Source organism: Streptomyces sp. NPDC046465 (genome assembly GCF_040646035.1).
In the GTDB taxonomy this organism is placed as follows: domain Bacteria; phylum Actinomycetota; class Actinomycetes; order Streptomycetales; family Streptomycetaceae; genus Streptomyces.
Map to the genome: position 1 here is coordinate 1 of NZ_JBEYZK010000045.1, position 20256 is coordinate 20256.

A 20256-nucleotide genomic window follows, 5' to 3' on the forward strand; every position below is an offset into this window, starting at 1 on the left:
ACGAGTTTGTTCTTATGGTGAATGGTGTTCAGACGTGTGCTCTTACGTTCTCGCTCCCCGGCCGAGCCCGCGGGCGGCGGCCCGCGGCCGCGGCGGCGGCCGCCGCCACCTCGGGCAGGACCGGGAGGCCCGGCTCCGGCGGGGGCGGCCCGTACCGGACGGGGCCGTGGCCCTCCGTGTCCGTCCGCCTCATCCCTACCTCCGTGCACTCGCGTGACTCTGTCCTGGTCATGCCCCGTCGGGCCGGTACGTACCCGGGGCAGGCCGGGACGTCGCCGTACGCCCCCCATCACAACGCGAACCCCGCCCGTCCCGCCCGCTCTGGCCTCCGCCCGGGTGAGCTTTCCGCACGCGCGAAGGGCCCGGACCGGTCGCTGTCGACCGGTCCGGGCCGCTGTTCGGCGCCCTCAGCGGGCCAGCGAGACCAGTTCGCGCTCCAGGCCGCGGCCCTTCGTCTCGACCAGGGCGGCCGCGACGTCCGCGAGCTTCCGGTTGGTCGCCTGGGAGATCTGCCGCAGCACCCCGAACGCGACCTCGGCGTCGCACCCGAGGACGTGCATGACGATCCCGGAGGCCTGGTCCACGACCGGCCGGGTCCGCATGGCCGCGCCCAGCTGGTCGAGCTCGGTCAGCGCGGCGCGGTACTGCCGGTCGCGCACGAAGCTCGTCGTGGCGAGGTCGCCGAGCGCCTGTGCGGGCCCGTGCCCGGGGTCGTCGAACGCGCCGGGCCGGAAGCTGAACAGGGTCAGGGTGACGGTGAGTCCGCCGCGCAGGAACGGCAGCGTGACGCAGGAACGGACACCGGAGTCGAGGGCCAGCGCACGGTACTCGGGCCACCGCTCGTCCCGCAGCAGGTCGGCGGAGTCGACGGGCGCGCCCTGCTCCTCGGCGGTGGGGATGGGCCCGTCGCCCGAGCGCAGTTGCACCGAGACGAGCCCGGCGAGGTCGGGGTGGGTGACCGCGGCGGGGTGTTCGTCGCCGCCGTCGGAGACCGTGGTGCTCGCGCCGCAGCAGGCAGGCGTGCACCGTACAGCTTGTTCTGCGAGTTCGGACAGCCGACGACCGGGCAATGATGATTCCGGTCGCAGCAGGTCCGGATCCGGAAAGGGGGCCATGGGATGTTCCTCCTCTCCCCCTACGGCTTCCCGGCAAGGCCTTCGGAAAACTGTCCCAGCGGATAGGTTCGACACATGTCTCAAATGGAAGAGTTCGGTGAAGAGCTCGCGGATTTTGTGCGCCGCATCGCCGAGTTGAAGTCGGCTCGCTCGGTGCCCGCGAGTGACCTCAGCACCGTGCTCGACGCGGCGATCTTCGAACTCGACCATGTCGCCGACCAGTTGTGGCCCACGTACGAACGCCTCGCCCACAACGGCCAGTGGGACAGCGCCACCTCGGACCGGGACGAACAGCGGCTGCTGCGGGCGCTGTTCCAGCGGATGCCGCTGCCGGTCGCGCTGATAGACAGGGAGACCGTGGTCCGCCGCATGAACTTCGCCGCGACGAACTTCACCGGCGTGCGCGCGGGGTACGCGACGGGCCGGCCGCTGACCGGTTTCCTGCTGCACGCGGACCGGGTCGCGTTCCGCTCGCAGACCGCGGCGGTCGCCCGCGGCGAGGGCGACCGGAGCCTGAACATCCACCTCCAGCGGAGCCCCGGCACGCCGGTCCGCGCGACTCTCACGGCGCTGCGCCCCGGCACCGAGCCCCGCATGGCGGTCCTCGTCGTATTGCAGCCCGCCGGGCGCCCGCAGGAGCAGCCGAGCACGCCGGGCCCCGCCCCCGACCTCGGCGAGGCGACCCGGCACGCGGCCAGGGCCGACCTGGCGGACGCCATGACGACGGCGCTGCTCGGCGTGGCCGCCGGTGACCGTACGGCCGTCCTCGAACAGGCGGCGGCCGTCCTGCACGAGCGGTTCGCCGACTGGGTGATCGCCGACGAGGGGGCCGCGCGGCTGCGGCGCACGACGGTCCTCGGACCGCCGGACGCGCCGGTCGACGACGTCCTCGGCCAGGACCCCGCCGCGTGCCCCCTCGTCGTGGAGGCGGCGCGCGGCGGGGCGGCTTCGCTGCAGGTGCGCCCGGAGGACCCGGACGCCTTCGGCAGGGACGCGTCCGGGGCGCACGTGCTGGTCCGCGCCGAGGTCACCTCCCTGTTGTGCGTACCCCTGACGGCCCGTACGCACGGGCCGGTGGACGGCGTGCTCACGCTGTTCCGTAGCGGCCCCCGGCTCGCCTTCTCGATGGCCGAGGCGCGGGTGGTCGACGTGATGTCCCGGCACATCGCGCTCGCCATGCGACGCGGCGCCGCCGCCCGTTGAGGTACCGGGTCGGCGGCGCCGCGGTGTGCCGGGTCGTCAGGCGGCGGCGTCCCGCATGACCTGGTCGCGCAGTCGGTCGCAGCAGCGGCTGATGAGCCGGGAGACGTGCATCTGTGAGATGCCCATCTCGTCGGCGATGCGGCTCTGTGTCATGTCTCCGAAGAACCGCATGTAGAGGATGGTGCGTTCGCGCTCCGGCAGCTGTGCGATGCGCGGCTTGACGGCCTCGCGGTCGACGACGGTGTCGAGCGCGGGGTCGGGGCCGCCCAGGGCGTCGCTCAGCGAGTAGCCGTCCTCGCTGCCCGGCAGTTCGGCGTCGAGGGAGAGCGCCGTGAAGCTGTCGAGCGCCTCCAGACCGGCCTTCGCGTCCTCCTCGCTCATCTGCGCGTGCACGGCGATCTCGGTGAGGGTGGGCGCGCGGCCGGAGACCGACTGGGCGAGGTCCTGGCGGGCGAACCGCACGCGGTTGCGCAGGTCCTGGACGCGGCGCGGCACGTGGAGGGTCCACATGTGGTCGCGGAAGTGCCGCTTGATCTCGCCGGTGACGGTCGGCACCGCGTAGCTCTCGAAGGCGGTGCCGCGCTCCGGGTCGTAGCGGTCGACGGCCTTGACGAGGCCGAGCGCCGCGACCTGGCGCAGGTCGTCAAGGGCCTCACCGCGGTTGCGGAAGCGACCGGCCAGGCGTTCGGCCATCGGTAGCCAGGCCTGGACGATCTCCTTGCGCAGGGCGTCACGTTCGGCGCCGGGGGGCAGCTCGACGAGACGCTCGAAGGCTTCGGTGGTGTCCGGGGCGTCGTCGTGCGGGTGACGCTTCGTCCGGTGGGGTGCGGCGGTGCCGAGGGTCCGCGCGGGTACCGCGGTGTCGACCGGCAGCACAGGTGCTGCGGCGTCGTTCGTGCTCGCGGGTACTGCGGGGGTGCTGGTGTGGGATCGCATGGTGCGTCGCAACTCCCTATATGGGTGCCTTGGGTGGACGGTCACCGTGGGAGCGCATGCGCGTCGGACCACGACGGGGCACACCCGGCAAGAGCGACGACGTCACTCCCACGGACGTGCCTCCGGTCCGAAGCACTGTTCTTCCGCCTGCCCCGGGCTTTCGGCAGCAAACACCCCGGGGTCTCCCGCCGGTTCGGCCCGGCGCCGTCTCGCTGCCGCGTCACGCGGCGCGACGTCGTGCGACGACGTCCGCCTCGTCCGGGTTCTGTGCGGGCGGCAACAACAACTCCTCGTACCGGCCGAGTGCCAGGACCACGCCCAGCATCACCAGCGGGATGAATACAGCGAGTACCGCCATGACCCCTGCCCTCCCGAATCGGTGGGGGGTGTCCGGGCCGGGTCTCCCTGGCCCCGCGGGGCAAACCTCCACGGCGCGGCGAGGCATGACGCGATGCCACAGGGGTACTGCGGGGAGTCTCACACGACACGACAAACGCACGCCGAACGTATGCAGGAAGGGGCCCAGCCATGGCTGACTTCGTAAGGGACGTCATGACGCCGGGCGTCGTGGCGGTACGCCCCGACGCCTCTCTCGTCGAAGCGGCGCAGCTGATGCGCGCTCAGGACATCGGCGATGTGCTCGTCGCTACGGACGGTCAGGTCCTCGGCGTGCTCACCGACCGGGACATCGCGCTGCGCGCCGTGGCCGACGGCGCCGACCCGCTGACGGTCAGCGCGCAGGCCGTCTGCACACCCAACCCCGTGGTGGTGGGCCCCGACGATCCGGTCTCGGAGGCGGTCGGGCTGATGCGCGACCACGCGGTGCGCCGCCTGCCCGTCGTCGAGGACGGCCACCCCGTCGGGATGGTGAGCCTCGGCGACCTCGCGCTGTCGCAGGATCCGTCGTCGGCGCTGGCGGACATCAGCCGCGCCGCGCCGGACGGCAGGCCGTAGCCCGTGTCGCTGCCCCGGCTCCGTGCGAAAGGCCCGTACAAAAGGCTGGACGGCTGCGGCACGGTCCGGAACGGAGGTGCCTTCGGGTGAAGTCCCGCGAAGCGTTTCGTGTGACGACCCGCGAAGTGTTGCTCTGGGTGGCCCTGTTGCTTCTCCTCTATGTGATCTTCGTGGGGCCTGTCACGCCGCTCGAACTCGTCGTCGGCGCGGGCATCTCCGTGCTGGGCGCGGTGGCCGCACGGGCCGTGCGGCGGGCCTCCGGGGTGGGACTGGGCGGTCTGGGGCCGTGCCTCGCCGCGCTGCGGGTCTGGCCCCTCGCCTGTGTCGCGGAGCTGGCCGGGCTGGGTGCCGCGATGGTGCGGGCCGTGCGGGGGCGGCCCGCGCGCGGTGTCTTCCGCACGGTGCGGCTGCGTCCGGACGTCGGCCCCGCGTGGGCGGCCACGGTGCTGTCGTCGACGCCGGGGGCGTACGTCCTCGATGTGGACGGCGCCGAGTTGCGGGTGCGTGCCCTCGACGGGAACCCGTCCCGCCTGGAGCAAGCCCTGGCACAGGCTCCGGCGCGGGAAGAGAACGGCGGGGCGCGGCCCCGCACCCGGGGCGGGGCGGCGTGAACGGCTGGCTCGGCGCGGCCCTCGTGCTGCTCGTCGGCGGTCTGGGGCCCGCGCTGTGGGCCGCCTGCCGTGGGCCCGCCGCCGAGCGTCTGGTGGGGCTCGCTCTCGCCTCCGCGTGCGCGCCCGCCGTGTTCCTGGCCCTGGCCCAGGGCTTCGACCGCTCCTCGTACGCCGATGTCGCCCTGGTCGCCGTCGTGCTCGGCCCCGTCGGGGTGCTTGTGTTCGCCCGCTGCCTGCCCCCGGAGGACTGACCCATGCGGCACGCCTGCGCGTTGGCGCTGCTGACGGCCGGAGTCGGCGTCCTGCTGATGTGTGCCCTCGCGCTCCTCGTCCTCGACCGTCCGTACGGGCGGCTGCACGCCCTGGCCCCCGCCACCTCGGTCGGCGTGCCGCTGGTGGCCCTTGCTGCGGCGGTGGAGACCGGGCCGGGTCGCGCGGCGCTCAAGCTGCTCTTCATCGCCCTGTTCTCGGCGGTCGGCGGTCCTGCCACGACGACGGCGGTGGCCCGCGCCCAGGCCCGCAGGGCCAGCGGGCCGCGGAAGGAGAGCCGTCGGTGAGCCCGTCGGATCTGCCGCTCGTCGCGGCCCTGCTGCTTGTGGCGGTCGCCGCGACCGTGTCCGTGCTCACCCGCGACCCGGTGCGCCAGGCAGTGGTCCTGGCCGTGCTCGGGCTGCTGCTCGCCCTGCTGTTCCTGCTCCTGCACGCGCCCGATGTCGCACTCTCCCAACTGGCGGTCGGCGCGGCCGTGACGCCGCTCCTGATCCTGCTGACGGCACGGTCGCTGCGCAGATCCGCGGGCCGGGACACGCGCGGCCACGACGACGGTGACTCGCGGCGCGAAGGACACGAAGGACGCGAGGGACGCGAGGGACGCGAGGGACGCGAGGGAGGGGCATGAGCAGGCGCGTCAGGACGGTGCTCTTCCTCGTCTCCGCGGCGGTGTTCGCCGTCTGCTTCGCCCTGGCCTGCTTCCGGCTGCCGCCCTTCGGCACCGACGAACACCCGTACGGCGCCCGCGCGGTGGCCGCCTCCCTCGAACAGCGCACCGCGAACGCCGTCGCCTCCGTCACCTTCGACCAGCGCGGCCTGGACACGCTCGGCGAGGAGGCCCTGCTCTTCGCCTCGGTGCTCGGCGCGGTGGTGCTGCTGCGGCGGGCCCGCGACGAACGCGTCCACGACCCCGAGCACGTCGAGGTGCGGCCCCCCATCGGCCTGTTCGGCGCCCTTGCGCTGCCCGTGACCCTGCTGACCGGCGGTTATGTCGTGGCGCACGGACAGTTGACGCCCGGCGGCGGCTTCCAGGGCGGCATCGTCCTCGCGACGGGTCTGCACCTGGCCTACCTCGCCGCCGACTACCGGGTCCTGAAGCGGGTGCGCCCGCTCGCCGCGCTGCACGCCGCCGACGCGATCGCCGCCGGGGCGTTCGCGGCGCTCGGGTGCGCGGGGCTCGTCGCGGGCGCCTCCTACCTGGAGAACGTGCTGCCGCTCGGCACCTTCCGCGCGCTGTCGTCGGGCGGCCTTGTGCCGGTCGTGAACGCCGCCGTCGGGGTGGAGGTGGGCTCCGGGATCGTCGTGCTCCTCGCGCACTTCCTGGACCAGGCACACGAGATGCAGTCACAGCAGGCCGGACAGGCCGGACAGGTCAACGAGAAGGAGTCGGGGGGAACGTGTTGAGCACGCTGCCGTTTCTGGTGGCCGGATGGATCTTCCTGGTCGGGCTGTACGGGATGGTGACCAGCCGGGACCTGATCCACACCGTCGGCTGTCTGTCGGTCACCCAGTCCTCCACGTACGTGCTGCTGCTCGGCGTGGGATACCGGGACGGCGCGGGCGCCCCCGTATTCGCCGACGTCTCCGTGCGCACCCCGGTGGTGGATCCGGTGGTGCAGGCGATGGCCCTGACCGATGTCGTCGTCGGGGCGACCGTCACGGCGCTGCTGCTCGCGCTCGTCCTGCAGATCCGCAAGCGGCACGGCACCGTCGACCCGGACCGCCTCGGCGAGCTGCGCGGATGAGCGCGGGCGCCGCCCTGCCCCTGTCGGTGGCCATCCCGCTGTTCGGCGCCGCCGTGCTCGTGGCGGCGGGGCGCCGGCTGCCGCGGCTCGCCACGGACGCGCTGGCCGCCGCGTGCGCGCTCGCGGTGATCGTCGACCTGGCGGTGCTGTGGGGACGTACGAGTGCTTCACGCACCGTCGAGTGGGCGGGCGGCTGGCGGCCGCGGGACGGGCGGAGCGTGGGCATCGTGCTGGTCGGCGACCGGTTCGCGGTGGGCATCGCGCTGCTCGCGGCGCTCCTCGTGCTCTCGGTGATCGCCTACTCCTGGCGGTACTTCGAGGAGCCGCCGCGCGGGCACCCGGGGGTCTTCCCCGCGCTCGTGCTGCTCTTCGAGGCGGGCATGTGCGGCTTCTCGCTCACCGGCGACCTGTTCAACTCCTTCGTCTTCTTCGAGCTGATGGGTGTCGCGGCGGTCGCCCTCACCGGTTTCCACATCGAGGACGCGCGGCCACTGCAGGGCGCGCTGACCTTCGGGGTCGTCAACGCGCTCGCGGGGTTCTGCATGCTGCTCGGCATCGGGCTGCTGTACGCGCGCACCGGCGAGCTCGGCTTCGCGCAGATCGGTGCCCGGCTCGCGGAGCTGCGGCCGGACGCCCTCCTCGGCTGTGCCGTGGCCCTGGTCCTGACCGGCCTCCTGGTGAAGTCGGCGTCCGCGCCCTTCCACTTCTGGCACGCGGACGCCCACACGGTCGCGCCGACTCCGGTGAACATGCTGCTCGCCGGTGTGATGGTGCCACTCGGCGTGTACGGCATCGCGCGGGTCTGCTCGGTGGCCTTCGGCGGCCCCGGCGGGCTCCCGCCGTCCGTGCACGGGGCGCTGCTCACCGCCGCCGGAACGGTGACGGCGCTGCTCGGCGCGGTGATGTGCTGGCAGCAGCGCAACCTCAAGCGGCTGCTCGCCTTCACGACGGTGGCGCACGCGGGCCTGCTCCTGATCGGCATCGCGCCGCTCACCGCCGACGGACTCGCGGGCACGGCGGTGTACGTCTCCGGGCACGCCGGGGTCAACGCCGCGCTGTTCGGCCTCACCGGGATCGTCCTCGACCGCTACGGCTCGGTGGACGAGCGGGAGCTGCACGGGCGGGCCCGCGAACTGCCCGTGACCGGCGGGGTGTTCCTGGTCGGCGGGCTCGCCCTGGCCGGACTCCCGCCGTTCGGAACGGCCCTCGGCAAGTCCCTCACCGAGCACGCGGCGTCCTTGGAGCACGCGTGGCTGCCCGGTGTGTACGTGGTGGTGTCCGCGGTCACGGGCGGTGCGGTGCTGCGGGCCGGTCTCCGGGTCTTCTTCGGTACCGGCGTGCGCGTGGCGCCGGGGCCCGCCGAGGAGATGTCCGGGGGCCGCGAGGAGCGGGAGGTCACGGAGGCGGCGGGGCGGCGGGTGCCGCGCCCGATGCTCGCCGTGCCCCGGCTGCTGCTCGCCGCCGCGCTCGCGGTGGGCACCGTCCCCGCCGTGCGGCACGCCCTGGCGGACGGGGCCAGGCTCTTCGCCGACCGCGCCGGATACCTGGCGGCCGTGCGCGGCGTCCCGTCCCCGCTGCCACCCGCCGTGCCGCACACGGCCTGGACGGGCGAGGGCCTGCTGTACGGGGCGCTGTCCACCGCCCTCGCCGCCGCCCTCGGCCTCCTCTCCGTCCGCCGCCCGAGCCTGGGCCCGCACCGCCTCGTCCGGCCCTTGCTGCGCCTGCACTCGGGGCGCATCGGCGACTACGTCAGCTGGCTGTCGGCCGGTCTGGCCGCCCTGATGCTGGCCCTCGTCCTGGCTCTTCGGTGAGCGGGTCGGGGCGTCGGCTCAGTTCGGGCAGGTCGCCGCGGCGAAGCGCAGGGCCGCCGGGCCGCCGCCCCGGGCGCCGTCGCCGGTCTCCACGTGCTCCCGGGCCCACCAGTCGGCGTCGCCGTCCTCGATGTAGCGCAGCAGGATCCCCTCGCGCAGCGCCCAGGGGCAGACGGTCACCGTCTCGGTCCCGGTCAGCTTCATGGCCGTGTGGGCGACCACCGCCCCGGCCACGCACTGCTCGGCCCGCGCCGCCGAGATCCCCGGCAGCTGTGCCCGCCGCTCCGCGGGCAGCCGGGCCAGTTCCTTCAGCGCCTCGCTCAGCGCGCGGCGGTCCAACTGCCGCTCGACGAACGGGCCGTAGCGGCCGGGTGCCGCGCCGCACAACCGGGCGAGCTGCTGGAACGTGCGCGACGTGGCGACGGCCGTATGCGGCATCTCCCAGCGGATCCGGGCGGCCACGTCCCGCAGCTGATGGCGCACTTGGCGGCGTACGGCCTTCAGGTGCTCCTCGCGGGGCGGGTCCTGGCCGTCGAAGAGGTCCCGGGTCAGCCGCCGCGCGCCCAGCGGCAGCGACGCCGCGTAGTCCGGCAGGCGGCTGCGGCCGAAGGCCACCTCCAGGGATCCACCGCCGATGTCGAAGAGCACCAGTGGCCCCGCGCGCCAGCCCATCCACCGCCGGGCGGCGAGGAACGTCAGCTCCGCCTCGGCCTCACCGGACAGGGTGCGCAGCCGGACCCCCGCACCCGACTCCACCGCCTCGAGGACCTCGGCCCGGTTCGGGGCGTCACGCACGATGGACGTCGCGAAGGCGAACGGTTCCACCACGCCCCACCGCCGGGCCTCTTCCTGTACCTCGCGCACCGCGGCGACCAGCGCCCTGACCGGCTCCTCGGCGATCCTGCCCTCGCTGTCCACGTGCTCGGCCAGCCGCAACCGCCGCTTCGCCGTATGGACCGGCAGCGGTACCTGGCCGTCGGCGTCCGCGACGACCAGGCGCACCGTGTTCGATCCCACATCCACCACGCCAACTCTCATGCACATCAGTTTCCCCATGTGCGCGGGAGCAAGCGACGGGTGTCACACCCTGCGCCCCAGAAGGTTGAGCAGTTTCGTCTGCTCGTCGGCGTCGGCGGGCGGCTCCACCGCGGGGGCGAAGAGGCCACTCTTCTCCAACTCGGCGGCGTACGGGGAGACTTCACCCAGGGCGAAGGCGACGAGGGCGTCGGGGAGCGTCTCGTCGGCGCCGATCGCGCGGGACAGGTCCCAGGCGTGCACCACGAGGTCGGTGGTCATCTGGCCGCAGTAGAAGGTGGCGTCGGTGGGGCCGAAGGAGAGGTTGACGGTGCGTTCCAGGGCACCGGGCTCCTCGAAGGCGGCGCGGGCGGCGGTTGCCGCGGTGTCCCAGGACTCCACCGGGTCGGGGCCGAGCACATCGCCGTCGAAGGCGTCGCCGACCGACTCGACGGTGGCGCCGTCGCGGACCAGCGCGGGCACCCAGAGCTGTTCGGTCGTGAGGTGGTCGACCAGATCGCGCACGGTCCAGTCGGCGCAGGGCGTGGGGGCGTCCCACTGGTCGGCGCGGACGGCGTGCACCCGGGCGGCGAAGAGGCCGAGCGCCTCGCCGTGCCGGTCGAGGACGGGTGGCCGCGAGCCGCCCGCCCCGTCCGCCCTATCCGGCTTGTCCGCCCCGCCCGCCTTGTCCGCCCCGCCTGTGGTGTTCGCCCCGCCTGTGGTGTCCGGTTCGTCGCTCATGAACCCGTGGTTCCCTTCTCCCTCTCCCGCGCACCGGCGCGGGTCCGACCGCCCGACACCGCCCTGCGCGGATGGCGCCGCAGGTACTCGCCCTCCAGCTGCGCCATGCGGTCGTTGTGGGCGCGCAGGGCGTCGTTCGATCCGTGCAGCAAGGTGCCGTGGCGGGTGCGGTGGATCGTCTCCAGCTCCTTGATGAGCTGCTGGTCGTCCAGCCGACCCGGATCGACTCCGGTCATGGGTCGCTCCGATCGCTCTCTACCCAGGATGCACCGCGCGGGGTCCGTGCGCGCACCGCACGGCGCAACCGGCGCAGACAGGGCACCGGCAAGTGTCCTGAAACAGCGGTTCCGCGAGGGGAGGCAGGGGACGCTGTTTCCGCGTCCACCCAGTCGGCAGAGCAATTCCGACCGGAAGGACCGCCCACGTGACCCACTCCGTGACCCACTCCGCAACGAGACGCCGCCTCTTACCGTTCCTCGCCCTCGCCATGACCGCCACGCTGGCCCCCGGCCTCGCCGCGCAAGCCGCCTCGGCCGCGCCCCGGCAGGACACCACCGCCACCGCCACCACCGCCACCACCGCCACCGCGAACGACCCGCTCGCCCCGTTCACGCACCAGAAGCCGGACTGGCGGCGGTGCGGCGCCGATACGCCCGCGCGCTTCCGGTGCGCCACCATCAAGGTGCCGCTCGACTACCGCTCCCCCGGCTCCGCCGCCATCGACGTCGCGATATCCCGGATCAGGGCGGGCGACGCGGGCAAGCGCCGCGGCGTGCTGCTCTCCAATCCCGGCGGCCCCGGCGGCCCGGGGCTCGACCTGCCGCTCGCCCTGTCCAAGGACATGCCGAAGGCGGTGACGGACCGGTACGACCTCATCGGCTTTGACCCCCGCGGGATCGGCCGCAGCACGCCGGTGAACTGCGGGCTCGCCGACTCGGAGCGACAGTGGCCGCGCCATTACCGGCCGTTCGGCGAAAGCGTCCGCATGGCCAAGAGCGTGGCGGACAAGTGCCGCGCGAAGGCGGGCGGCACGCTGGCGCACATCACCACCCGTAACACCGCGCGGGACATGGACGTCCTGCGGGCCGTCCTCGGCGAGAAGAAGATCTCGTACTTCGGCGTCTCGTACGGGACCGCCCTCGGGTCCGTCTACACCCAGCTGTTCCCCGGGCGCGCCGACCGGTTCGTCCTGGACAGCGCCGTCGACCCGGCGCGCATGTGGCGCAAGATGTTCCAGATCTGGGCGCCCGAGGTCGAGCCCGCGTTCCAGCGGTGGTCGCAGTGGACCGCCGAGCACGCGGCCGCCTACCGGCTGGGGAAGACCCCGGCCGAAGTGCGCGCCACCTTCTGGGGCTTGGTGAAGCGGGCCGACCGTGACCCGATCGTCGTGGGCGGCGACAAGGTCACCGGCACCGACATCCGCCTCATCCTGCGCCGCGAGTTCTTCACCGTCCGCAGCGCCGCCGAGCTCGTCGCCGTGCTCCGGGACGCCGCCGCGGGCAAGCCGGTCCCGGAGTTCCCGACGGCTCCGGAGGACGGGGACAACGGCGTGTCGGCGCTCTGGTCCGTCGTGTGCGGCGACAACGCGTGGCCGCGCGATCCGCAGACGTACTACCGCGACTCGGTCCGGGACGCCGCCCGCTACCCGCTGTTCGGCGACTTCGTCTCCAACATCGCGCCGTGCGCGTTCTGGGACCGCCCGGCGGAGCCCGCCACCGTCGTGGACAACAGGGTCGCCACGCTGATCCTGCAGAACGAGTGGGACTCGCAGACCCCGCTGTCGGCCGCGCGGAACATGCACCGCGCGCTCAAGGGCTCCCGCCTCGTGACCGTCGACGAGGGCGAGGGGCACGGCGTCGCGTACGGCATGGCCCAGGGGCCCGCCAACCGCTGCGCGCAGGACACCGCCACGGCGTACCTGGTCACGGGCGTGCTGCCCGCCGAGGACGTGACGTGCCGGGCGGTGCCGGGCCGCAAGCCGACGAACCCGGCACCCGCGGCGTTCCGCTGAGCTACCGCACGCGGTCGACCCGTCGCTCGTCCCACACCGGCTCCGGCGTCTCCCGGACCCGTCCGTCGCTGCCGAAGACCAGATAGCGGTCGAAGGAGCGGGCGAACCAGCGGTCGTGCGTGACGGCGAGGACCGTGCCCTGGAAGGCCTCCAGGCCTTCCTGCAGGGCCTCGGCGGACTCCAGGTCGAGGTTGTCCGTGGGCTCGTCGAGGAGCAGGGCCGTGCAGCCCTCCAGTTCGAGCAGCAGGATCTGGAAGCGGGCCTGCTGCCCGCCGGAGAGCCGCTCGAACTTCTGCTCCGCCTGCTGCGTCAGTTCGTACCTGCGCAGCCGGGACATGGCGGCGCCGCGGTCCTGCGCGTGCTCGCGCCACAGGATGTCCAGGAGCGGACGGCCCATCAGCTCGGGGTGCGCGTGGGTCTGCGCGAAGTGTCCCGGCACGACGCGCGCGCCGAGCTTCCAGGCGCCGGTGTGCGTCACGTCCTCGCCCGCGAGCAGGCGCAGGAAGTGCGACTTGCCCGAGCCGTTGGAACCGAGGACGGCGACCCGCTCGCCGTAGAAGACCTCCAGGTCGAAGGGGTCCATCAGGCCGGTGAGTTCGAGGTTCTGGCAGGTCACGGCCCGTACGCCGGTACGTCCGCCGTGCAGGCGCATGGTGATGTCCTGCTCGCGCGGCGGCTCGGGCGGCGGGCCCGCCTCCTCGAACTTGCGGAGCCGGGTCTGCGCCGCGTGGTAGCGGGACGCCAACTCGTGGCTGATGTCAGCCGCCTGGCGCAGCGTGCGCACCAGCTTCTTCAGCTGCTCGTGCTTCTCGTCCCAGCGGCGGCGCAGCTCCTCGAAGCGCGCGAAGCGCTCCTTGCGGGCCTCGTGGAACGTCCCGAACCCGCCGCCGTGCACCCAGGCGTCGGCGCCCTCGGGGCTCTGCTCGACGCTGACGATCTTCTCGGCGGCGCGGGCGAGCAGCTCCCGGTCGTGGGAGACGAACAGGACGGTCTTACGGGTCTCCTTGAGCTGCCCCTCCAGCCAGCGCTTGCCGGGGACGTCGAGGTAGTTGTCCGGCTCGTCGAGGAGCAGCACCTCGTCGGTGCCGCGAAGCAAAGCTTCGAGGACGAGGCGTTTCTGCTCGCCGCCGGAGAGCGTGCGGACCTCGCGGAACTGGGCCTTGTCGTACGGGACGCCGAGTGCGGCCGTGGTGCAGATGTCCCACAGCGTCTCGGCCTCGTACCCCTGGACCTCCGCCCAGTCGGAGAGCGCCTGCGCGTACTTCATCTGGGCGGCCTCGTCGTCGACCGTCATGATCAGGTGCTCGGCGGTGTCCACGGCCTTCGCGGCCTCGCGGATCCGCCGGTGGGAGACCGAGACGAGCAGGTCCCGCACGGTGGTCTCGTCGCGCACGGAGCCGACGAACTGCGGCATCACGCCGAGGCCGCCGCTCACGGAGACGGTGCCGCCGTGCGGCTGGAGCTCGCCCGAGATCAGCCGGAGCAGCGTGGTCTTGCCCGCGCCGTTGGCCCCGACGAGGGCGACGACGGAGCCCTCGCCGACGCGGAAGGACACATCACCGAGCAGCGCCCGCCCGTCCGGCAAGTAGTACTCGAGGTGTGCGGCTTCCAGATGTCCCATGTGCGGATTGTCCGTGGCCGGAGGTCACCCGGGCAAACCGTTTCCTTCCAGAGGACGGGGAATGGCCGGGCGCACGGCTCCCACCTGCGGTTTCTGCAGCCCGGCGCCTGAATGACGGCGCGCGGGGTACGCGGGCGCCATGAGCGCTGACATCCCGGACGTCTCCGGTCTCGACCTGTCCCGGCCCGCGGCCGGGCACCGCCCTTTCAAGGCCCGCATGGTCTCTCTCGACAGCCGCCTCTTCGACGCGGTCGCCAAGCGCCACTGGCCCGGCGCCGACCGCGTGCTGCCCCGGCTCAGCCAGGGCGCCAACCACGGCGTGCTGTGGTTCGCGGCGGCCGCGGGCATCACCGCGACACGTACCCCCAGAGCCCGGCGCGCCGCCGTGCGCGGCGTGGCCTCCCTCGCGCTGGCCTCCGCGACCATCAACACGCTGGGCAAGCGCTCGGTGCGCCGGGCCCGGCCGCTGCTCGACACGGTGCCGTTGATCCGGCAGCTCAAGCGGCAGCCGATCACCACTTCCTTCCCGTCGGGCCACGCGGCGTCCGCCGCCGCCTTCGCCACGGGTGTGGCGCTGGAGTCGCGGGCGTGGGGCGCGGCGGTCGCGCCGCTCGCGGCGGCGGTCGCGGTCTCCCGGGTCTACACCGGGGCGCACTTCCCGAGCGACGTCCTGGTGGGCGGGGCACTGGGCGCGGGCGCGGCGTTCGCGGTCCGCGGCCTGGTGCCGACGCGGGCGCAGCTCGCCCCGCCCGGCCGCCCGCGGGTGACGGCGCCCGCGCTGCCGGGCGGCGCGGGTCTTGTCCTCGTGGCCAACGCGGGTGCGGGCACATCGCAGCGCGTGAAGGCGCTGCACGACGCCCTGCCCGAGGCGGAGGTCGTGGTCGCCGAACCCGCCGATCTGGTGGCCGAGCTGGAGAAGGCGGCGGCCCGCGCACGGGTGCTCGGCGTGTGCGGCGGTGACGGCACCGTCAACGCGGCGGCCACCGTCGCCCTGCAGCACGGGCTGCCGCTCGCGGTGCTGCCCGGCGGCACCCTCAACCACTTCGCGTACGACCTCGGGGTCGAGGACGCCCGCGACCTGTCCGGCGCGGTGGAGGCGGGCGACGCGGTCGCCGTCGACGTCGGCCGGTTCACCGCGTGCGACGGGGCCGGGGCCGGCGAGCAGGTGGAGAAGTACTTCCTCAACACCTTCAGCCTCGGCGTGTACCCGGAGCTGGTGCGGCTGCGCGAGCACTGGGCGAAGCGCATCGGCGGCAAGCCCGCGTCGGTGCTCGCGGCCTGGAAGGTGCTGCGCTCCGACGAGCGGCCGATGGTCGGCAAGTTCCGGGGCAAGGAGCGGGCCCTGTGGCTGCTCTTCGCGGGCAACTGCACCTACCACCGGCCCGGCTTCACCCCGGGCCGACGGCTCGACCTGGCGGACGGGCTGCTCGACGTGCGCGTCGTGCACGGCGGCCGCAGGCCGGGCACCCGGCTGCTCGCGGCCGCGCTCACGGGGTCCGAGGTGCGCTCCCCCGCGCAGGCGGCGGTGCGGCTGCCGCGGCTGCGGGTGGACGGGCTCGGCACGGACACGGCCGTGGCGTATGACGGTGAAGTGACGCGGATCCAGGGCACGTTGACGGTCGACAAGCTGCCCGAGGCGCTGACGGTCTACCGCCCGCTGTCCCCCATACGCTGACGTACGCCGACCACCTGCTGACCACATAGTGATACGCGGGTCTCATCATTCGGCATGGCGGCGTACATTCCCCGTACACGTACTCCCGGTACACGTACACAAAGGGGTTCCGCCATGCCGAAGGAGACCGCCGTCTATACGCACGGACACCACGAGTCCGTGCTGCGTTCACACACCTGGCGCACCGCCGCCAACTCGGCCGCGTACCTGCTCGGTTCGCTGAAGCCGCACATGCGGGTCCTCGACATCGGCTGCGGCCCCGGCACCATTACGGCCGACCTGGCCGAACTGGTCCCGGACGGCCGGGTCACGGGCGTGGACCGGGCGCCCGGCATCCTGGACACGGCGCGCGCCACCGCCGCCGAACGCGGCCTGGAGAACGTCGAGTTCGCCGTCGCCGACGTGCACGACCTCGACTACCCCGACGACACCTTCTGTGTCGTCCACGCCCATCAGGTGCTACAGCACGTGGGCGACCCGGTGCGGGCGCTGAGCGAGATGCGGCGGGTCTGCCGACCGGGCGGCGTCGTCGCGGTCCGCGACGCGGACTACGCGGCGATGACCTGGTACCCGGCGGCGCCCGCCCTGGACGACTGGCTGGACCTGTACCGGCGGGTGGCCCGCGCCAACGGCGGCGAGCCCGACGCGGGACGCCGTCTCAAGGCGTGGGCGCTGGCGGCGGGTTTCACGGACATCACCACGACCGCGGGCACCTGGTGCTACAGCTCCGAGGAGGAGCGGGCCTGGTGGAGCGGGCTGTGGGCGGACCGCACGCTGGCTTCGACGTACGCCGAGCGTGCGGTGGCAGGTGGGCACGCGGACCCCGAGCGGCTGCGCGAGGTCGCGGCGGCCTGGCGGGAGTGGGGCACCCGCGAGGACGCCTGGTTCGCGGTGCTGCACGGGGAGATCCTCTGCCGGAAGTGAGGCGGGGCTTCACTCCCGGGGCAGCAGCGGGCCCAGCGGCCCGAGGTCCAGGTTCAGGTCCTCGGGCCGCAGCCCGTACCGGTCGCGGAGTTCGGCCATCCGGTCCTCCAGGAGCATCAGGGTGAGGCCGACCCGCTCCTCCTGGTCCTCGGTCAGCTCACCGGTGTCGAAGCGCCGTACCGCTTGGCGCTCCATCAGCTGACGGAGGAGTTCGACGACGGTCAGGACCAGTTTCACCAGGTCCCGCTCGACGGTATCGGGGTCGAGGTCCATCCGCTTGCGGCGTTCTGGCCGCTTCGGCTGTTCAGGTTGTGCTGACTGTTCCGACTGTTCTGGTTGTGCTGGTTCCATCGTTCACTCCGTCTCCGGCCACGGCGCGGGCACGCGTTCGTTCACCGAGCTGATCAACGCGTTCAGGTCGATGCGTACGAGGTCGACGTCCGCGATCCGCAGGGTGATGTCGCCCGCGATGACGACGCCGCCCGCGAGCAGCCGGTCGAGCAGGTCGACGAGGGCTATTTCCCGGCGCTCGACGACGGTCATTCGGCACGGTCCTTGTCATCGCCGGTGAAGGAGTACGCGGCCCACGGCCCGGTCAGTTCGACCCGCAGGCGGCTCGTCCCCTGGTCCTCGTCCTTGGTGCGGTCCACCAGCTCGACGAACTCCTCGGAGTCCGCGCGGGACACGAGGTAGGCCGCGTTGAGGACGTTGCGGCCCGGCGCGCGGGACAGCTCCGTGTTCTGCGGCGCGTGCAGCCGGGAGTCGTCGGCCCGCTGTGCGAGCGTCTCGTGCAGCTGCCGCGCGAAGGCCTCGGCCCGCTGCCAGCTCTCCTCCTGGGCCGTGCGCTGGCTGCGCCGCCTGCGCAGATAGTCACGCCCGCTGCCAGGACCGCTCGGCAGGGGTTTGGCCTCGGAGGCCTGCGGGGCGGCGGACTCCTCGCTCTCCATGTGGACCTTCACGCCCCACTCGACGCGACCGTCGATCCGCTCCAGGACGCGGTGGAACCGCTCGGCGCCGTCCTCCATCATGGCGCGCACACCGCTGTCGTCCCGGAAGACGGTCGCGAGGCGCAGCGGCAGCGGGCAGGTGACGGAGGTGAGGGCGTCGATCACCCGCTGATGCGCGCGGGCCGTCTCGGAGAGCCAGTCGAGGTCTTCGAGGTGCGCGCGCAGCGGTGCCTCGGCGAAGTCCCGCTCCGGCACCGGGCCGACCAGGGCGACCAGGCCCGCGTGCGTGAGCTGCCGGGGCGGGACGCCGCCGACCCCCGTGAGGTCGGCGGCGAGCGGTGCGGCGAGCGGGCGGCAGACCGCGTAGACGTAGCGCAGGTCTTCGTGGGGCGGGCCATCGTGGTGCGGCCCCTCGCCGTGCGGGCCTTCGCCGTGCGGCCCCTCGCCGTGCGAGCCTTCGCCGTTCGGATCATCATTGACGGCGTTCATTCTTCTCCTTCTCGGCCGGCGCCAGGGAACCCCTGCTCTCGGATTCCCTGTCCTCCAGTTCTGCCAGACGCTGCCGCAGTTCGGCGTTCTCCCGGGAGAGCTCGGCGCGGCGCGCCCCCGTGGAGAGCGCCGGGTCGTCCTCCCACCAGTCGATGCCCATCTCCTTGGCCTTGTCGATGGAGGCGACGATGAGGCGGAGCTTGATGGTGAGCAGTTCGATGTCGAGCAGGTTGATCTTGATGTCACCCGCGATGACGATGCCCTTGTCCAGGACGCGTTCGAGGATGTCGGCGAGGTTGGCCCCTCCGCCGTTGCTGCCGTAGGGGCCGGGCAGTCCACCGCCAGGAGAGGCCGTCATCGACGGTCCCGTCCGCCGCCGGAGGACTCGGCGTACTCGCGCTGCTTCTCGTCGTCGGAGTCGGCGGCGTCAGTGTCGGCGTCGGCCTCGGCGTCTTCTTCCTCGTACTCCTCGGCCGGCTCGTCCGCCTCCTCGACTTCCTCGTCGTCGTCCTCTTCTTCGTCTTCTTCGTCGTACTCGGCCTCGGGCTCGTCCTCGAGTTCTTCCTCGGGCTCGTCCTCGTCCTCGTACTCCTCGACCGGCTCGTCCTCCCGGCCGGTCTCCTCCTCGGCGCCCTCGTCCTCCTCCTCGTACGCGGACTCCGGCTCGTCCTGCCGCGCCTGCTCGTCCTCCTCCTCGGCCACCGCGTCGTCGTGGCTGCGGACGACCTCGCCGTCGCGGATCTCGCCGCGCCAGCCGTCGCTCGCCTCGCCGCGCAGCGTGATGTGCCGGGCGAAGTGCTTGAGGTCGAGCCGGGCCCTGCGGCCCTGCGCGCGCCAGATGTTGCCGGTCTTCTCGAAGAGACCCTTCGGGTAGTACTCGATGACCAGCAGTACCCGGGTGAGGTTCTCGCCGAGCGGGTGGAAGGTGACGACGCCCTTGGTCGTGCCCTTGGCGCCCTCCGACGTCCAGCTGATCCGCTGGTCCGGCACCTGCTCGGTGGTGTGCGCCTTCCAACTCCGGTTGGACCAGAAGACCTTCAGCTTCCAGTCGGACTCCGTGTCGTTCGCCACGGTGGCGCCCTTGACGCCCTTGGCGAAGGTGGAGAACTCCTGGTACTGCGTCCACTGGTCGTAGGCATCACGGAGCGGGACGCCGACGTCGATGTACTCCAGGATGACGGTGGGCTTCTGGCCCGCGCCGCCCTTCTTCCGCTTGCCGCCGAGGCCCTTGACGGCGTCGGTGACCTTGTCCTTCAGGTGGCCGCCGCCGAGTTCCAGCGCGCTGCGCACCGGGCCCTTGCCCTCGGCGACCTTCTTGCCGGCCTGCGCCGCCAGCTTGCCGAAACCGGGGCTGTTGCCCTCCGCTATGTCGTTCAGCTTGCCGGTGGCGTCGCCGAGCCGATGGCCGACGCCTACGAGCATGCGCTCGGCCTGCGCCATGAGGTAGGCCTGCGCCTCTTCCTTCAGGCGGTCGACGGCCGGGCCGCGCGCGATGTTGCTGAGGGGTGATTCAGCCATGGTCGCTGCCTCCCTTCGCCCTGCGGGCCGCCGCGGTGGACTTCTTCTGGGCGGTCTTGCCCGTGTTGCGGGCGGTGTTCCGCGTGGTCTTCTTCGCCGGGGCCTTCTTGGCCGCGGTCTTCTTCGCTGCCGCCTTCGGGGCGGACTTCGCGTCCGGTGTGGAGGCGGACCGCTTCGCGGGCGCCTTCCTGCGCGGCTCGGACCGCTCGGACCGCTCGGACCGCTCGGACTCCCCCGATCGGCCCTCGGACTCCGCGGATCGGCCCTCGGTGTCCGAGGTCTCCTCCTCGTCCCCGCGCTCGTCCTCGTCCTCGTCCTTGTCGTCGTCGCTCTCGACGGCTCCCTTGACGTCGTCGGGCACCACACCGGAGATGCGGTCCTGGACGCCGAGGGTGCGGTCGTGCAGACGGTCGGCAAGGCCTTCGAGCTGCCGGTTGAGAAGCGATCCCGTGGCGGCCTTGCCCACGCCCCGCAGATCCTGGCGCAGCTGGTCGCCGATCTCCTTGAACTGCGGGTTGTTCTCCAGCTGCTGGGTCACCAGCTGACCCAGCGCCTTGGGGCTCAGATTGAGCTTCTTGCCGGCCACCATCGTGCCGACGGCGAACGCGAACTTCGCCTTCTTCGTGCGTCCGAGGACGTATCCCGCGCCCACGGCGAGGCCTACTGCCATT

At 72.9% G+C, this 20256-nt stretch carries 26 protein-coding genes; 12 read left to right on the forward strand and 14 right to left on the reverse strand.

Features of this window, described 5'->3' with window-relative positions; translation table 11 throughout:
* Nucleotides 1-28: 28 nt before the first annotated feature.
* A complete protein-coding gene (locus ABZ953_RS37815; protein WP_361733791.1) occupies nucleotides 29-193 on the reverse strand; it encodes a hypothetical protein in 165 nt (54 codons plus the stop codon).
* A 214-nt stretch (nucleotides 194-407) separates the two neighbouring features.
* Complete coding sequence (locus ABZ953_RS37820) at nucleotides 408-1115, reverse strand: GAF and ANTAR domain-containing protein (protein WP_361733793.1); 708 nt, start codon at nucleotides 1113-1115, stop codon at nucleotides 408-410.
* A 75-nt stretch (nucleotides 1116-1190) separates the two neighbouring features.
* Between ABZ953_RS37820 and ABZ953_RS37825 the strand changes: the two genes are divergently transcribed.
* Nucleotides 1191-2318, forward strand: coding sequence for a PAS domain-containing protein (locus ABZ953_RS37825; protein ID WP_361733795.1), 1128 nt, complete (start codon nucleotides 1191-1193; stop codon nucleotides 2316-2318).
* Nucleotides 2319-2354: 36 nt separating this feature from the next.
* Here ABZ953_RS37825 and ABZ953_RS37830 read toward each other — a convergent pair whose 3' ends face one another.
* Complete coding sequence (locus tag ABZ953_RS37830) at nucleotides 2355-3254, reverse strand: RNA polymerase sigma factor SigF (RefSeq protein ID WP_361733797.1); 900 nt, start codon at nucleotides 3252-3254, stop codon at nucleotides 2355-2357.
* A 220-nt stretch (nucleotides 3255-3474) separates the two neighbouring features.
* Nucleotides 3475-3612 carry a hypothetical protein gene (locus ABZ953_RS37835; RefSeq protein ID WP_361733799.1) on the reverse strand — a complete coding sequence of 46 codons (138 nt, stop codon included), beginning with the start codon at nucleotides 3610-3612 and terminating at the stop codon, nucleotides 3475-3477.
* Between the two features lie 170 nt (nucleotides 3613-3782).
* On the opposite strand from ABZ953_RS37835, the gene ABZ953_RS37840 reads away from it, so the two are divergent.
* The 8 genes from ABZ953_RS37840 (at nucleotide 3783) to ABZ953_RS37875 (ending at nucleotide 8645) form a co-directional block, all read left to right on the forward strand.
* Nucleotides 3783-4208 carry a CBS domain-containing protein gene (locus ABZ953_RS37840; RefSeq protein WP_361733801.1) on the forward strand — a complete coding sequence of 142 codons (426 nt, stop codon included), beginning with the start codon at nucleotides 3783-3785 and terminating at the stop codon, nucleotides 4206-4208.
* Nucleotides 4209-4318: 110 nt separating this feature from the next.
* Nucleotides 4319-4819 carry a Na+/H+ antiporter subunit E gene (locus ABZ953_RS37845; protein WP_361733803.1) on the forward strand — a complete coding sequence of 167 codons (501 nt, stop codon included), beginning with the start codon at nucleotides 4319-4321 and terminating at the stop codon, nucleotides 4817-4819.
* A complete protein-coding gene (locus tag ABZ953_RS37850) occupies nucleotides 4816-5070 on the forward strand; it encodes a monovalent cation/H+ antiporter complex subunit F (RefSeq protein WP_361733805.1) in 255 nt (84 codons plus the stop codon). Before ABZ953_RS37845 ends, ABZ953_RS37850 begins: the two co-directional genes overlap by 4 nt.
* A 3-nt stretch (nucleotides 5071-5073) precedes the next feature.
* On the forward strand, nucleotides 5074-5376 hold the full coding sequence (locus tag ABZ953_RS37855; protein ID WP_361733807.1) for a monovalent cation/H(+) antiporter subunit G: 303 nt from the start codon (nucleotides 5074-5076) through the stop codon (nucleotides 5374-5376).
* Entirely contained in the window at nucleotides 5373-5717 is a 345-nt protein-coding gene (locus ABZ953_RS37860) for a DUF4040 domain-containing protein (protein WP_361733809.1), read from the forward strand. The genes ABZ953_RS37855 and ABZ953_RS37860 overlap by 4 nt, the downstream gene beginning before the upstream one ends.
* Entirely contained in the window at nucleotides 5714-6493 is a 780-nt protein-coding gene (locus tag ABZ953_RS37865; RefSeq protein WP_361733811.1) for an MnhB domain-containing protein, read from the forward strand. The genes ABZ953_RS37860 and ABZ953_RS37865 overlap by 4 nt, the downstream gene beginning before the upstream one ends.
* Nucleotides 6490-6834 (forward strand): NADH-quinone oxidoreductase subunit K, encoded by a 345-nt coding sequence (locus tag ABZ953_RS37870; protein ID WP_361733857.1) that lies wholly within the window; start codon nucleotides 6490-6492, stop codon nucleotides 6832-6834. The genes ABZ953_RS37865 and ABZ953_RS37870 overlap by 4 nt, the downstream gene beginning before the upstream one ends.
* Nucleotides 6831-8645, forward strand: coding sequence for a proton-conducting transporter membrane subunit (locus tag ABZ953_RS37875; RefSeq protein ID WP_361733813.1), 1815 nt, complete (start codon nucleotides 6831-6833; stop codon nucleotides 8643-8645). The genes ABZ953_RS37870 and ABZ953_RS37875 overlap by 4 nt, the downstream gene beginning before the upstream one ends.
* 18 nt (nucleotides 8646-8663) lie before the next feature.
* On the opposite strand, the gene ABZ953_RS37880 is transcribed toward ABZ953_RS37875, so the two are convergent.
* From ABZ953_RS37880 to ABZ953_RS37890, 3 genes are read right to left on the reverse strand one after another with little or no spacing between them, the layout of a single operon-like run.
* Nucleotides 8664-9683 (reverse strand): Ppx/GppA phosphatase family protein, encoded by a 1020-nt coding sequence (locus ABZ953_RS37880; RefSeq protein ID WP_361733815.1) that lies wholly within the window; start codon nucleotides 9681-9683, stop codon nucleotides 8664-8666.
* 42 nt (nucleotides 9684-9725) lie between these two features.
* Nucleotides 9726-10400, reverse strand: coding sequence for a TIGR03086 family metal-binding protein (locus ABZ953_RS37885; protein ID WP_361733817.1), 675 nt, complete (start codon nucleotides 10398-10400; stop codon nucleotides 9726-9728).
* Nucleotides 10397-10636, reverse strand: a complete 240-nt coding sequence (locus tag ABZ953_RS37890) for a DUF6158 family protein (protein ID WP_361733819.1) — start codon at nucleotides 10634-10636, stop codon at nucleotides 10397-10399. Before ABZ953_RS37890 ends, ABZ953_RS37885 begins: the two co-directional genes overlap by 4 nt.
* Nucleotides 10637-10887: 251 nt before the next feature.
* Here ABZ953_RS37890 and ABZ953_RS37895 point away from each other — a divergent pair, with 251 nt between their 5' ends.
* Nucleotides 10888-12411: an alpha/beta hydrolase gene (locus ABZ953_RS37895; RefSeq protein ID WP_361733821.1), complete on the forward strand. Its 1524-nt coding sequence runs from the start codon at nucleotides 10888-10890 to the stop codon at nucleotides 12409-12411.
* A 1-nt stretch (nucleotide 12412) separates the two neighbouring features.
* Here ABZ953_RS37895 and ABZ953_RS37900 read toward each other — a convergent pair whose 3' ends face one another.
* Nucleotides 12413-14032: an ATP-binding cassette domain-containing protein gene (locus tag ABZ953_RS37900; RefSeq protein ID WP_361733823.1), complete on the reverse strand. Its 1620-nt coding sequence runs from the start codon at nucleotides 14030-14032 to the stop codon at nucleotides 12413-12415.
* 217 nt (nucleotides 14033-14249) lie between these two features.
* Between ABZ953_RS37900 and ABZ953_RS37905 the strand changes: the two genes are divergently transcribed.
* Both ABZ953_RS37905 and ABZ953_RS37910 read left to right on the forward strand, forming a co-directional pair.
* Complete coding sequence (locus ABZ953_RS37905; RefSeq protein WP_361733858.1) at nucleotides 14250-15707, forward strand: phosphatase PAP2 family protein; 1458 nt, start codon at nucleotides 14250-14252, stop codon at nucleotides 15705-15707.
* Nucleotides 15708-15821: 114 nt separating this feature from the next.
* On the forward strand, nucleotides 15822-16631 hold the full coding sequence (locus ABZ953_RS37910) for a methyltransferase domain-containing protein (protein ID WP_361733825.1): 810 nt from the start codon (nucleotides 15822-15824) through the stop codon (nucleotides 16629-16631).
* Nucleotides 16632-16640: 9 nt separating this feature from the next.
* On the opposite strand, the gene ABZ953_RS37915 is transcribed toward ABZ953_RS37910, so the two are convergent.
* From ABZ953_RS37915 to ABZ953_RS37940, 6 genes are all read right to left on the reverse strand, one after another.
* Nucleotides 16641-16904 (reverse strand): gas vesicle protein K, encoded by a 264-nt coding sequence (locus ABZ953_RS37915; RefSeq protein WP_361733860.1) that lies wholly within the window; start codon nucleotides 16902-16904, stop codon nucleotides 16641-16643.
* An 81-nt stretch (nucleotides 16905-16985) separates the two neighbouring features.
* Nucleotides 16986-17174, reverse strand: coding sequence for a gas vesicle protein (locus ABZ953_RS37920; protein ID WP_361733827.1), 189 nt, complete (start codon nucleotides 17172-17174; stop codon nucleotides 16986-16988).
* Entirely contained in the window at nucleotides 17171-18067 is an 897-nt protein-coding gene (locus ABZ953_RS37925) for a GvpL/GvpF family gas vesicle protein (protein WP_361733829.1), read from the reverse strand. Before ABZ953_RS37925 ends, ABZ953_RS37920 begins: the two co-directional genes overlap by 4 nt.
* On the reverse strand, nucleotides 18051-18425 hold the full coding sequence (locus ABZ953_RS37930; protein WP_361733831.1) for a gas vesicle protein: 375 nt from the start codon (nucleotides 18423-18425) through the stop codon (nucleotides 18051-18053). Before ABZ953_RS37930 ends, ABZ953_RS37925 begins: the two co-directional genes overlap by 17 nt.
* Nucleotides 18422-19585: an SRPBCC family protein gene (locus ABZ953_RS37935; protein WP_361733833.1), complete on the reverse strand. Its 1164-nt coding sequence runs from the start codon at nucleotides 19583-19585 to the stop codon at nucleotides 18422-18424. Before ABZ953_RS37935 ends, ABZ953_RS37930 begins: the two co-directional genes overlap by 4 nt.
* Complete coding sequence (locus ABZ953_RS37940; RefSeq protein ID WP_361733835.1) at nucleotides 19578-20255, reverse strand: DNA primase; 678 nt, start codon at nucleotides 20253-20255, stop codon at nucleotides 19578-19580. Before ABZ953_RS37940 ends, ABZ953_RS37935 begins: the two co-directional genes overlap by 8 nt.
* Nucleotide 20256: the final 1 nt, after the last annotated feature.

Bases quoted from the DNA above. Each gene is read 5' to 3' on its own strand.
- ABZ953_RS37905 (WP_361733858.1), top strand. From the start codon at position 14,250: ATGGTCTCTCTCGACAGCCGCCTCTTCGACGCGGTCGCCAAGCGCCAC.
- ABZ953_RS37855 (WP_361733807.1), top strand. From the start codon at position 5,074: ATGCGGCACGCCTGCGCGTTGGCGCTGCTGACGGCCGGAGTCGGCGTC.
- ABZ953_RS37895 (WP_361733821.1), top strand. From the start codon at position 10,888: ATGACCGCCACGCTGGCCCCCGGCCTCGCCGCGCAAGCCGCCTCGGCC.
- ABZ953_RS37885 (WP_361733817.1), bottom strand. From the start codon at position 10,400: ATGAGCGACGAACCGGACACCACAGGCGGGGCGAACACCACAGGCGGG.
- ABZ953_RS37840 (WP_361733801.1), top strand. From the start codon at position 3,783: ATGGCTGACTTCGTAAGGGACGTCATGACGCCGGGCGTCGTGGCGGTA.
- ABZ953_RS37920 (WP_361733827.1), bottom strand. From the start codon at position 17,174: ATGACCGTCGTCGAGCGCCGGGAAATAGCCCTCGTCGACCTGCTCGAC.
- ABZ953_RS37880 (WP_361733815.1), bottom strand. From the start codon at position 9,683: ATGAGAGTTGGCGTGGTGGATGTGGGATCGAACACGGTGCGCCTGGTC.
- ABZ953_RS37820 (WP_361733793.1), bottom strand. From the start codon at position 1,115: ATGGCCCCCTTTCCGGATCCGGACCTGCTGCGACCGGAATCATCATTG.
- ABZ953_RS37865 (WP_361733811.1), top strand. From the start codon at position 5,714: ATGAGCAGGCGCGTCAGGACGGTGCTCTTCCTCGTCTCCGCGGCGGTG.
- ABZ953_RS37825 (WP_361733795.1), top strand. From the start codon at position 1,191: ATGTCTCAAATGGAAGAGTTCGGTGAAGAGCTCGCGGATTTTGTGCGC.
- ABZ953_RS37900 (WP_361733823.1), bottom strand. From the start codon at position 14,032: ATGGGACATCTGGAAGCCGCACACCTCGAGTACTACTTGCCGGACGGG.
- ABZ953_RS37815 (WP_361733791.1), bottom strand. From the start codon at position 193: ATGAGGCGGACGGACACGGAGGGCCACGGCCCCGTCCGGTACGGGCCG.
- ABZ953_RS37830 (WP_361733797.1), bottom strand. From the start codon at position 3,254: ATGCGATCCCACACCAGCACCCCCGCAGTACCCGCGAGCACGAACGAC.
- ABZ953_RS37915 (WP_361733860.1), bottom strand. From the start codon at position 16,904: ATGGACCTCGACCCCGATACCGTCGAGCGGGACCTGGTGAAACTGGTC.
- ABZ953_RS37930 (WP_361733831.1), bottom strand. From the start codon at position 18,425: ATGACGGCCTCTCCTGGCGGTGGACTGCCCGGCCCCTACGGCAGCAAC.
- ABZ953_RS37940 (WP_361733835.1), bottom strand. From the start codon at position 20,255: ATGGCAGTAGGCCTCGCCGTGGGCGCGGGATACGTCCTCGGACGCACG.
- ABZ953_RS37875 (WP_361733813.1), top strand. From the start codon at position 6,831: ATGAGCGCGGGCGCCGCCCTGCCCCTGTCGGTGGCCATCCCGCTGTTC.
- ABZ953_RS37890 (WP_361733819.1), bottom strand. From the start codon at position 10,636: ATGACCGGAGTCGATCCGGGTCGGCTGGACGACCAGCAGCTCATCAAG.
- ABZ953_RS37925 (WP_361733829.1), bottom strand. From the start codon at position 18,067: ATGAACGCCGTCAATGATGATCCGAACGGCGAAGGCTCGCACGGCGAG.
- ABZ953_RS37910 (WP_361733825.1), top strand. From the start codon at position 15,822: ATGCCGAAGGAGACCGCCGTCTATACGCACGGACACCACGAGTCCGTG.
- ABZ953_RS37935 (WP_361733833.1), bottom strand. From the start codon at position 19,585: ATGGCTGAATCACCCCTCAGCAACATCGCGCGCGGCCCGGCCGTCGAC.
- ABZ953_RS37835 (WP_361733799.1), bottom strand. From the start codon at position 3,612: ATGGCGGTACTCGCTGTATTCATCCCGCTGGTGATGCTGGGCGTGGTC.